Consider the following 11,842-nt stretch of genomic DNA (forward strand, 5'->3'; position numbering starts at 1 on the left):
TTTATAATTTTTTAGCGTTCTTAACTTTTTGATTTGTTAGGGCTAATTTTAAAACATCTTTCATATCTGTTACAAAGTGAAACTTTAAACCTTTTACATATTCTGGTTTAATTTCTTCGATGTCTCTTTTATTCTCTTCGCAAAGTAAAATTTCTTTAATTTTTGCACGTTTTGCTGCTAGTATTTTTTCCTTAATTCCGCCAACAGGTAAAACTTTTCCACGAAGTGTTATTTCTCCAGTCATTGCAATACTCTTTTTTACCTTTTTTTGTGTAAATAAAGAAACTAAAGAAGTTAGCATTGTTACACCTGCACTTGGGCCATCTTTTGGTGTAGCACCTTCTGGAACGTGAATATGCACATTATACTTATCGAAAACTTCTGGATTAATACCAAACTCATCTGCATTCGCTTTTATATATTCCATAGCGATGGTTGCAGATTCTTTCATTACTTTTCCAATATTTCCAGTAATAGATAAAGATCCTTTTCCTTTAGACAGTATAGACTCTATAAATAAAATATCACCACCAACTCTTGTCCATGCCAAACCTGTTACAACTCCTGCAACGTCATTATTTTCATATTTATCGCGCTCTAATTTTGGTCCGCCTAAAACGTCTACAACAGTATCATTAGTTACTTTAACATCATACTCTTCTTCCATTGCAATATTCATTGCTGCGTAACGTACCATTTTGGCTATTTTTTTATCTAGTGTTCTAACACCAGATTCTCTTGTATAACCTTCAACAATTTTTTCAAGTTGTGGTTTTCCTAGCTTTAAGTGCTTATCTTCTAAACCGTGCTCTTTTAATTGTTTTGGCAATAAATGGCGTTTACCAATTTCTACTTTCTCTTCTATTGTATAGCCAGTTACATTGATAATTTCCATTCTATCACGCAATGCTGGTTGAAGATTAGCCAAACTATTTGATGTTGCTATAAACATAACCTTAGATAGGTCGTAACCCATTTCTAAAAAGTTATCGTGAAACTCACTATTTTGCTCTGGATCTAATACTTCTAACAAAGCAGAAGATGGATCACCTTGATGAGAGTTAGAAAGTTTATCTATTTCATCTAATACAAATACAGGATTGGATGTTCCTGCCTTTTTTAGAGACTGAATAATACGTCCTGGCATTGCACCAATATAAGTTTTACGATGACCTCTAATTTCGGCTTCATCTCTTAAACCACCAAGAGACATACGCACATATTCTCTCCCTAATGCTTCGGCAATAGATTTACCTAAAGATGTTTTACCAACTCCTGGAGGTCCATAAAGACATAAAATTGGAGATTTCATATCATTACGTAACTTTAATACGGCTAGATATTCTATAATACGCTTTTTAACATCATCTAAACCATAATGGTCTCTATCTAATATTTTTTTAGCACGTTTAAGGTCAAATTTATCTTTACTAAACTCATTCCATGGTAAATCTAGAAATAAATCTAAATAATTACGTTGTATAGAGTACTCTGCAACTTGAGGATTCATACGTTGCATTTTAGATAATTCTTTTTCAAAATGCTCAGCAACCTTATCATCCCATTTTTTTGCTTTAGCACGCTTTTTCATGTCTTCCATTTCCTCGGCATTACCACCACCAAGTTCTTCTTGTATGGTTTTCATTTGCTGATTTAAGAAGTACTCACGTTGCTGCTGGTTCATATCACTTTGAACCTTAGATTGTATATCGTTTTTAAGCTCTAATTTTTGAAGCTCAATATTCATAAACTTTAAAGTCTCTAAAGCACGATCTTTAAGGTCGTTTTTTTCTAATAAAGCTTGTTTGTCTTTTACAGGCAAATTCATGTTAGACGAAACAAAGTTTATTAAAAACGAATCGCTTTCAATATTCTGTATTGCAAAAGATGCCTCACTTGGAATATTTGGTGAATCTTTAATAATTTGTAAGGCTAACTCTTTAATAGAGTCTATTATAGCCTGAAACTCTTTATTCTTTTTCGCTGGTTTCGCTTCTGGCACCTCGCGTACTGTAGCATTAATATAAGGTTCTTCGGTAATTACTTCTGCAACCGAAAATCTTTTTTTACCTTGTATAATAACTGTAGTATTACCATCAGGCATCTTTAAAACCTTTAATATTCTTGCTACTGTACCAATTTCATGTATATCTCCTGCCTTTGGGTCTTCTACAGCTTCGTCTTTTTGCGAAACAACACCTATAACTTTTCCACCGTTATTTGCATCATTAATTAGTTTTATAGATTTATCTCTACCGGCTGTAATTGGTATTACTACACCAGGAAATAAAACCGTATTTCTAAGCGATAGAATTGGTAAGGTTTCTGGTAAAGACTCATTGTTTATTTTCTCTTCATCTTCTGGCGTCATTAATGGAATTAACTCAGAATTTGCATCAAAATCCTGCAATGACAAACTGTCTAGACTAATAAAATTTGATTTCTTCATATGTATATAAGTGTCATTATGTCGCTCGTTTAAAACAAAACATAATGCAATATTTATAAAATTAAACTACTTTTTTAACAAAAACCACTGATTTTCAAAACATTATTAACAATCAATATGTTTTATATGTTAATAAAAATCAATTAATATGCCATAATTCACCTTCTTATTTAAAGCTTCTAAAAGTCAATTTTAAATAAATTTTTAAAATAGTTTTATAAAACTGTAACAATTTAATTTTACCACTATCTTTAATACAACAAACCATAATAACAAATTGAGTTTAACCAACCATAATACCGAAACATTAATAACACTTTGTTTATCTAAAAACCAAGCGGCGCAATTAGAGATTTACAATAGATATTATAAAGCAATGTTTAATACAGCTTTTCGTATTGTAAAAGATCGTTATGAGGCAGAAGATATTATGCAAGATGCTTTTTTAAAAGCCTTTACGAAGTTAGACACATTAAAAGAGCTTAAAACCTTTGGATCTTGGTTAAAACGTATAGTAGTAAATATGAGTATTTACCACTATAATAAAAGCACAAAGTTTGACGAAGTACCATTAGACGATGTACTATATAAAGTTGAAGATTGTGATGGCATAGCATCAAACCACGAGTTTAATAGTATAAAAGCAAAACAAGTAATAGAAAGTATGTCGCTTTTAAAAGACAATTATAGAGTATCTCTCACATTACATTTAATAGAAGGTTATGATTATGAAGAAATATGTGAAATAATGAAAATCTCTAATGCTAATTGTCGCACAATGATCTCTAGAGCAAAAGAAAGTTTAAGACACAAAATGCTTGCAGTAGTAAGCTAAAACATTAAAATAATAACGCTTTCGCGGAAAAACTAAATATGAAAAAAGATAATATAGATAATGTATTTAAAAAGCTTCAAGACGATTTTGATTTTGAAACACCAAGTCTTAATCATAAGGCAAATTTTCTAAACAAATTAGAAGCACAAAACAATACAAAAAGTATAACAAGTAAAACTAGCATTTGGAAACCTCTATTAGGTGTTGCAGCCTCAATACTATTAATTGTAACTCTGGTATTTAATTTTAATACTAATACCGAAACTAAAGATTTAGCAAGTGTATCTCCAGAAATGGCACAAACACAAAGCTTTTTCACATCGGTTATAAACCAAGAATTAGAAAAAATAAAAACTAAACGCACACCAGAAACCGAATTATTAATAAAAGATGCCTTAATACAATTAGAACTTTTAGAAAAAGAATACAAACAACTAAAAATTGACTTAACAGATAGTGGTAATGATAAACGCGTAATTCATGCCATGATTAACAACTTTATGAATAGAGTTGATTTGCTAAAATCGGTTTTAGAGAATATAGAAGAAACAAAAAACTTAAAACAAACTAATAATGAAACTACAATTACACTATAAAATTTTCTTACTCTTTATGCTTCTGCCATTAGTAATGGTAGCCAATAATGGTAAAGGAAAACATAAAAAAGAAAAAACAATAAACAAAACGTTTAATGTAAGTAAAAATGCAACTTTAAAAATAGATAACAGCTATGGTAATTTAGATATTGTTACTTGGAATGAAAACAAAATTGTTTTCGAAATTAAAATAATAACCAGCGGTAATGACGAAGAAAAAGTTACTAAAAAACTAAACGAAATCACAGTAGATTTTTCTGGAGAAGGCGATTATATTTCAGCAAAAACACGCTTTAATAAAGAAAAAAACAAATCTTGGTGGAGCAGCTGGACTAGTAACAATAGTAATGTAAATATGGAAATTAATTACATAGTAAAGATGCCTATAACTGGAAATGTAGATTTAAGTAATGATTATGGTAGCATTAACCTTGCTACTCTAGAAGGCAAAGCTATATTAGATTGTGATTATGGAAAAATTACAACAAAAGAATTGTTAGCAGATAACAACGAAATCTCTTTTGACTATTCTAACAACTGCTATTTTGAATACATAAAAAGTGGAAAAATAAACGCAGACTATAGTGGCTTTACAGTTTCTAAAACCGAAAACCTAGACATTAATGCAGATTACACAAAATCTAAAATAGAAATTGCAGAAAACATATCTTACAACTGTGATTATGGTGGTGTAACAATAGAAAAAGCAAACAATGTAAAAGGAATTGGAGATTATTTAACATTGAGATTAGGAGATATTTATAAAAGTATTTCTATAGATGCAGATTATGGCTCAATAAGAATAGATAAACTTCACAAAAGTTTTCAAAAACTTAATATAGACAGCGACTACGTAGGTATTAAAATTGGTTACGATCCTGCATTAGCATTTAATTTTGATATAGACCTAGATTATGCCTCTTTAAAAGATGAAGACGCTTTTGAATTTATTAAAAAAAGAGAAGAATCTTCTGGGAAATATTATATGGGATATTATAAAAATGAAAACGCAAACAGCACAATAAAAATTAATAGTGATTATGGCAGCGTTTCTTTTTACAAAAATTAAAATAATTTCAATCAATCAATCAATCAATCAATCAAAAAACGAGCACTTAAAATATAATAGTGATCTACAAAAACCAACAATCATGAAAACATTAAAATTAACATTAGTATTAGCCATTACAGTATTTAGTTTTTCTTGTGTAAATGCACAATGGAATGGAAAAAAAATTAAAGGAAACGGAAAAGTAACAACTATTAAAAGATCTACATCAAACTATGATGCGGTAAAATGTGCCGGATGGATGGATTTTATATTAGTTAAAGGAACCGAAGGCAATATAACTATAGAAGGCGAAGAAAACCTATTAGATTATATTATAACAGAAGTAAATGGGAACACACTTAAAATTAAAACTGAAAACAACATTAATTTAAGTCCAAGTCGTAATAAAACAATTAAAATTACTATACCTTTTAATGATATAGACGAAGTAACATTATCTGGATCTGGAGATGTTAAAAATATGGATAAAATAATTACTAATAATTTTGAAAGTAAAGTTTCGGGTTCTGGTGATATTATTTTAGAAATAGATGCTAAAAATATTGAAGCTGGTGTAACTGGTTCTGGAGACCTAACGCTAATAGGCACAACAAATAATTTAAAAGCTAGCGTTACAGGTTCTGGAGATTTCCATGGTTTTGATTTAGAAGCTAATGATGTTGAAGCAAAAGTAACAGGCTCTGGAGATATAGAGATTATTTGTAACGGTGATTTAAAAGGGCGAGTAACAGGTTCTGGAGATATTGAATATAAAGGCAACCCAAGAAAAGAAGACACTAAAGTAACTGGTTCTGGAAGTATTGGTAATTAGCAGTTAGCAAAACTAAAAAAGCCGCTTTTCTAAATTTAGAAAAGCGGCTTTTTTTATTACTGTATTTTTTTTAATAAGAAATATTTATTGTGCCTTGACTTAAACTTAAATCACCACCACTAGAGTTTGATACAACACCTCCAAAAGAACCTACAAGAGTACCTGTTCCATTCTCTGTGATTGTAGAGGTAAAATCATCAAAACCTTGTGTAGAAGGAAAATAATCTGGATCTGTGGTAGATAAAGTTAAAACAAACGTATCGTTTATAATTTCCATTCCAGTTGCACCTTCTTCAACTTCAAAATAAATTGAATAATTATTAGCTGCTGAAGTTTCTCCCGTAACTTGTAATATATTACCAACGGTAACAACCTCAACTAAATCAAACTCTATTGGTAAAGTTCCTGCAGTTAAACTAATTTCAACTACTGGTACAGGTTGTGTATCGTCTTCTTCACAGTTTCCTAAACCATCAATAATAGATTGTATTTCACCTGTTGAATCACCACAAGAATCAATTAACTCTTCTAATGCAGATTTATATGAAATACATAAATTAACACTGTCTTGGTTATTATTATAAGCTATTTCAGCTTGCTCTGCAAAGGCTGTAGCATCATCACAACTTGTATCTATATTATCTATTTTTGTCCAAGTAGATGAACCTGTAACTGTAGATGTACTTGTTGCTCCACCTGCGCTATTAACTTCTGTTGTATCTTGAATAAAAGTTAATGTTTGTCCATCAGCTGAAATTGAATAATTTATAGTTTGTTCTCCTTGCAGCTCCGAGAAATCCATACCTTGAAACTCTATTGTAAAAAATGAACCATCTATAGTTAACTCTGTATTTGTAGCAGTATAAGTTCCTGCACCTGTAACATTTTCTAAAAACAAATCTTGAGAATTAGTTATACCATTAACTGTTGTTGTTGCTGTATAACCATAACTTCCGGTAGTAAAAAAAGCATCGTTTGTAAAAGTTAAGTTATAATCTGGATTAGGCAAACCATCTACTAAAGATGACGATTCAACAGATATACCACCTACTTCTGTTGTTGATACTACAGATACATCAAAATCTACTAAAGCCCAAGTACCAACTAAACTGTTTCCAAAAGGATTGTTACCTTCTTCTTCGAAACCTTCAAGTGGTTCATTGTCACAAGCCGTATAAGTTAATGATATTAATACTAGTAAAAGAAATGTCTTTAAATTTTTCATAATTAAGTAATTTAAGCAAACATAATAAATTTAACTTTAATTTGCTGTTGATTTTTTGGGTACTCTAAATAATAATATTATTCCGAAAAGGAAAAATACGAATAAAAATAATATTGCGTATCGCATTGTACTTATTTGATCTACAACCGCAAAAATAGTCATACCTATTACAATACCTATTTTTTCGGCTACATCAAAAAAGCTAAAGTACGATGTGGTGTCTTCTGTATTATCTGGTAAAAATTTTGAATATGTCGATCTTGCTAAAGATTGTACACCACCCATAACTAAACCTACAAATCCTGCTGCTATGTAAAACTGAACAGGTGTTACCATAAAGTATGCATAAAAACACAATAGCATCCATATAGCATTTACAATAATTAGTGTTTTTATATTGCCAAATTTAGCTGAAGCTTTAGAGGTTAAAACAGCCCCAATAATTGCAACTATTTGAATTACTAATATACTAACTATTAGTCCTTGAGTTTTTTGATCTGTATCTACCCAAGAAATTTCTTTTTCTCCAAAATAAACTGCCATTAACATTATAGTTTGTACAGCCATACTAAAAACAAAAAAGGCATATAAATAACGTTTCAGCCTTAAGTTTTGTTTTAATTGTGCCCAAACCATTTTTAACTCTTTAAAACCATTAAATATAACTGCTTTGGTTACTTTATGACCACTTGAAACACCTTTTGGTAATATATAGAATGTATATTGACTAAATATTAACCACCATAATCCTACTGTTACAAAAGCATACCTCATCATCTCTACTTTCTCTGCACCTGTTTCTTGACTCATTACCATACCTAGGTTTACAACTAGTAAAATTACACTACCTATATAACCTAAAGAGAATCCTTTTGCACTAATACTATCTTGTTGCTCATCGAATGCTATATCTGGCAAGTAAGAATTATAAAATACCAGACTTCCCCAATAACCAATAAGTCCCATAAAATAAAACAAAAGACTTAAATGTATACGCTCTTTAGAAAACCAAAATAAGCCTATACAGCCTAAACTACCTATGTAGCAAAAAAACTTCATAAAATTCTTTTTGTTTCCTACATAATCTGCTATACCAGATAAAATAGGAGACGTAAATGCTACTACTAAAAATGTAAATGCTGTAATTATAGATATTAAAACAGTTGGTTTCATTACAAAACCAAAAGCTGAGATGGTTTCATTTTCTGAAGTAAATAAAGTTCCATAAAACAATGGAAAAATTGAGGATGCAATTGTAAGTGTGTATACTGAGTTTGCCCAATCGTAAAACGCCCATGCGTTAAGAAGTTTTTTACTTCCTTTTTGTAATGTTTCCATAATTAAAAAAGCCACTTATTTTGGTAAGTGGCTTCGAAAATAATAATAATTAATGACTTATTGTTAAAACTTAGTAATAGGTCTAAAAGATTGTACTCCAAATTTTCTAGCTTCTTCTTTTGCAGTTGGTGCTAAAGCTTCTAAATTTGCTATTCTAGTTGTTGTTGCTGGATGCGTACTTAAAAATTCTGGTGGTGCTTGACCGCCACTAGCTTCTCCCATTCTTCTCCATAGGTTTGCTGCTTCATCTGGATTGTAACCTGCTAATGCTGTTAAAATTAACCCTATTCTATCTGCTTCTGTTTCATGACTTCTACTAAATGGTAACATAACTCCTACTTGAGAACCAACACCATAAGCTTGATTAAAAATATTTAAGGTTTGTTGATCTTTAATTAATACATTACCTGCTACACCACCAACTTGTTGTAAAATTCCAGCACTCATACGTTGTTGACCATGGTTTGCTAAAGCATGAGCAACTTCATGTCCCATAATTGCTGCTATTGCAGCTTCATTTTCTGCTACTGGTAGTATTCCTGTATAGAATACAATTTTTCCTCCTGGCATACACCAAGCATTTACTGTGTTGTCGTTTACTAAATTGTATTCCCATTTATAGTCGCTTAAATAACCTTGTTGACCATTAGCGTTTAACCAACGCTCTGCTGCAACTGCAATACGTTGTCCTACTCTAGAAATCATTTCAGATTCTTTTGTTCCTTTTACTACATTATTTTCACTTAAAAATTGATTGTATTGTGCAAAAGATGTTGGGAATAACTGAGAATTACCTACTAATGCTAAAGTACTTTTTCCTGTAAACGGGTTTGTTGCGCATGAGAAAAAAATTATGACAGTTAGTAAAGTTACTATTCTAGATTTGAGTTTCATTTTAATTTATTTTTTATTGTTGTTTGTTACAAGTTAATAAAAGTTAAGCAATATCTAATTTTTTAATGGTTAATAGCTAGCAATTTATTCTATAAAGCGCTACTATTTACCGATAATGTGTATTTCAGAGAAGTTTTTATCTATACTCATAGTATTAACTTTATCTTCCATTAATACATTTAGTGGCACTGTTACATTATCTATTTGTATTTCCCCTATTTCAAATGGTAAACCGTGTATATTGAGTTTAAATGTTGAGTACTCTGTTATAAATTTACCTTGTTTATGTTGCTGGATTATTAACTCTTCAGTTTTACCTGTTAAATTAAAGGTTCTAAAACTGTAACGTCCTTTTGTATAATCGTATCCATCATGTGCATCATCATATAATTGAGAGCTTTCTTTTCCTTCTTTATAATATACATCTAATGTTATTTCTTCAATTTTCTTTTCGCCTGTATATTGTTGTATTGGGTATTTTGGAATTACTGCTCCTTCTTTAATAAAAATTGGCATGCTATCTATTTCAGCATCAACCCATTTTTCTTTGCCTCCTTCTACTACTTCATCTGTCCATAAGTTATACCATTTTCCTCTTGGTATATACATACGTCTTCCTTTAGAGTTTGGTTCTTGAATTGGGCAAACCAATATTTTTTCACCATATATAAACTCGTCTGTTCTATAATGTGTTTGGTTGTCTTCTTGATCGAATAGTACCAATGATTGCAAAATTGGTGTTCCATGTTCTACTAAATTCCAGAATGCAGTATATAGATATGGTAATAATTGATAACGAAGGTTTATGAACTTTCTAACCACATCTGTTACATCATCATCGAAAGCCCAAGGTTCTTGGTCACCATGATCTCCAGAAGAATGCACACGGCAAAACGGATGAAATACACCTAATTGTATCCAACGTGTAAATAACTCGCCTTGTGGCTGCTCTGCAAATCCACCAATATCACTTCCGGCAAAACTAAAGCCAGACATTGCCATACGTTGCGCTTGTACGTTTGCAATCCATAAGTGTTCCCATGTTGCAACATTATCTCCTGTCCAGGTTGATGTATAGCGTTGTGTCCCTGAATATGCTGCTCTAGTAATTACAAATGGTCGTTTAGGGTAGTTAAACTTTTTTAAGCCTTGATATGTGGCTCTAGCCATTTGCATTCCATAAACATTATGAGCTTTTCTATGGCTACATGGGTTACCATCATAATCATGCCTTACATCGTTTGGAAATGTTTTATTTGGTACTTCCATAACCGCTGGTTCATTCATATCATTCCATACGCCTTTAACACCAATTTCCTCTATAAGTTCTTTAAATAATCCAGCCCACCATTCTCTAACTTCTGGTTTAGTGAAGTCTGGAAAATAACAATCACCTGGCCAAACTTTTCCTTTCATGTATGGTCCATCTGCACGACGACAGAAGTAGTCTTTCTCTAAAGCTTCTGCAAAAACATCGTAATCTTTATCTATTTTAATTCCAGGATCTATAATTACTACGGTTTTAAAACCATCGTCTGCCAGTTCTTTAACCATACGTTTAGGGTCTGGAAAGTATTCTTTATTCCATGTAAAACACCTAAAACCATCCATATAATCTATATCTAAATATATAGCATCACATGGTATTTGTAAATCTCTAAATTTTTTAGTGACTTCTTTTACGTTTGCTTCTGGATAGTAACTCCATTTACATTGGTGAAAGCCCAAAGCCCATAATGGTGGTAGTTGGTGAGGCTTTCCTGTTAGGTCTGTATAGTTCTCTACAACATCTTTCATTTTTGGACCATAAATAAAATAGTAATTCATTTCTCCACCTTGTGCCCAAAAACTTGTTACGTTTCTTCGTTCTTGCCCAAAATCGAAAAATGACCTAAAACTATTATCAAAAAAGATACCGTATGCTTTATTATGGTGTAAACCTGTGAAAAAAGGAATGGCTTTGTAAATAGGATCTGTTTCTTTACCAAACGCATAGGAGTCTGTCACCCAATTTTCAAAACGTTTTCCTTTTAAATTTAAATGTTCTGGTTTATCACCTAAACCAAAATAGCTTTCACGCTCATTAATGGTTTTACTCATTTTTACAATATTACCACCATATTCATAGCTTTCTTCCCAATGAAAACCTATTTCATCTTCATTTAGTAAAGTTCCATCAATAATATCATAGATTGAAATTCTTAAATTTGCCTTAGCTACATTACAAATAAGTTTTGATGTTCTTATAATATAGTAAGCATCATTTTCTGTAATTTCTAAATGATTGTACCCTTTACTGGCATATTTTGTAATAGCATAAGAAAAATCTTTCTCAAAAGTTCCTGTAGTTGTATATCTAAAACGAAGTACACTATCTCTAAAAATAGTAAGCTGAAGTACTACACTATTTTCGGTTGAAAAATATAAGGTATCTACATCTTTATTAAATGCTATTATTTTAGAAGGAAATAGATTTCCTTTTTGTTCAAGTTCGGTATTTACAATCATATAAATAGAGGTTTTTGGTATAACAAAAAAACGGAAAACTTATTAAAATATATAATTGTTACACTGATTTATTAACGAAAACGATGTAATTGTAATATTCTCAAAATTAATAGA

The 11,842-nt window shown here is 30.9% G+C and carries 9 protein-coding genes; 4 read left to right on the forward strand and 5 right to left on the reverse strand.

Features of this window, described 5'->3' with window-relative positions:
* Position 1 precedes the first annotated feature (1 nt).
* Positions 2–2,449 carry an endopeptidase La gene (lon, locus tag LACAL_RS13380; RefSeq protein WP_013871291.1) on the reverse strand — a complete coding sequence of 816 codons (2,448 nt, stop codon included), beginning with the start codon at positions 2,447–2,449 and terminating at the stop codon, positions 2–4.
* A 277-nt stretch (positions 2,450–2,726) separates the two neighbouring features.
* Between lon and LACAL_RS13385 the strand changes: the two genes are divergently transcribed.
* The 4 genes from LACAL_RS13385 (at position 2,727) to LACAL_RS13400 (ending at position 5,763) form a co-directional block, all read left to right on the forward strand.
* Positions 2,727–3,284, forward strand: a complete 558-nt coding sequence (locus LACAL_RS13385) for an RNA polymerase sigma factor (RefSeq protein WP_013871292.1) — start codon at positions 2,727–2,729, stop codon at positions 3,282–3,284.
* 38 nt (positions 3,285–3,322) lie between these two features.
* Positions 3,323–3,880, forward strand: a complete 558-nt coding sequence (locus LACAL_RS13390) for a hypothetical protein (protein WP_013871293.1) — start codon at positions 3,323–3,325, stop codon at positions 3,878–3,880.
* Entirely contained in the window at positions 3,858–4,949 is a 1,092-nt protein-coding gene (locus LACAL_RS13395) for a hypothetical protein (protein ID WP_013871294.1), read from the forward strand. Before LACAL_RS13390 ends, LACAL_RS13395 begins: the two co-directional genes overlap by 23 nt.
* A gap of 82 nt (positions 4,950–5,031) precedes the next feature.
* Positions 5,032–5,763 carry a head GIN domain-containing protein gene (locus LACAL_RS13400; RefSeq protein WP_041302032.1) on the forward strand — a complete coding sequence of 244 codons (732 nt, stop codon included), beginning with the start codon at positions 5,032–5,034 and terminating at the stop codon, positions 5,761–5,763.
* A gap of 70 nt (positions 5,764–5,833) precedes the next feature.
* Here LACAL_RS13400 and LACAL_RS13405 read toward each other — a convergent pair whose 3' ends face one another.
* The 4 genes from LACAL_RS13405 to LACAL_RS13420 all read right to left on the reverse strand — a co-directional run bounded on the left by LACAL_RS13405 (position 5,834) and on the right by LACAL_RS13420 (position 11,728).
* Positions 5,834–6,988: a hypothetical protein gene (locus tag LACAL_RS13405; protein WP_013871296.1), complete on the reverse strand. Its 1,155-nt coding sequence runs from the start codon at positions 6,986–6,988 to the stop codon at positions 5,834–5,836.
* Positions 6,989–7,024: 36 nt separating this feature from the next.
* Complete coding sequence (locus LACAL_RS13410) at positions 7,025–8,326, reverse strand: MFS transporter (protein ID WP_013871297.1); 1,302 nt, start codon at positions 8,324–8,326, stop codon at positions 7,025–7,027.
* Between the two features lie 63 nt (positions 8,327–8,389).
* Positions 8,390–9,220 (reverse strand): M48 family metallopeptidase, encoded by an 831-nt coding sequence (locus tag LACAL_RS13415; protein WP_013871298.1) that lies wholly within the window; start codon positions 9,218–9,220, stop codon positions 8,390–8,392.
* 102 nt (positions 9,221–9,322) lie between these two features.
* Positions 9,323–11,728, reverse strand: coding sequence for a glycoside hydrolase family 31 protein (locus LACAL_RS13420; RefSeq protein ID WP_013871299.1), 2,406 nt, complete (start codon positions 11,726–11,728; stop codon positions 9,323–9,325).
* Positions 11,729–11,842: the final 114 nt, after the last annotated feature.

This window comes from Lacinutrix sp. 5H-3-7-4, assembly GCF_000211855.2.
Lineage (GTDB): Bacteria > Bacteroidota > Bacteroidia > Flavobacteriales > Flavobacteriaceae > Lacinutrix.

Coding starts and splice junctions, on each gene's coding strand:
- lon (WP_013871291.1), bottom strand. CDS start 2,449: ATGAAGAAATCAAATTTTATTAGTCTAGACAGTTTGTCATTGCAGGAT.
- LACAL_RS13390 (WP_013871293.1), top strand. CDS start 3,323: ATGAAAAAAGATAATATAGATAATGTATTTAAAAAGCTTCAAGACGAT.
- LACAL_RS13395 (WP_013871294.1), top strand. CDS start 3,858: ATGAAACTACAATTACACTATAAAATTTTCTTACTCTTTATGCTTCTG.
- LACAL_RS13400 (WP_041302032.1), top strand. CDS start 5,032: ATGAAAACATTAAAATTAACATTAGTATTAGCCATTACAGTATTTAGT.
- LACAL_RS13405 (WP_013871296.1), bottom strand. CDS start 6,988: ATGAAAAATTTAAAGACATTTCTTTTACTAGTATTAATATCATTAACT.
- LACAL_RS13410 (WP_013871297.1), bottom strand. CDS start 8,326: ATGGAAACATTACAAAAAGGAAGTAAAAAACTTCTTAACGCATGGGCG.
- LACAL_RS13415 (WP_013871298.1), bottom strand. CDS start 9,220: ATGAAACTCAAATCTAGAATAGTAACTTTACTAACTGTCATAATTTTT.
- LACAL_RS13420 (WP_013871299.1), bottom strand. CDS start 11,728: ATGATTGTAAATACCGAACTTGAACAAAAAGGAAATCTATTTCCTTCT.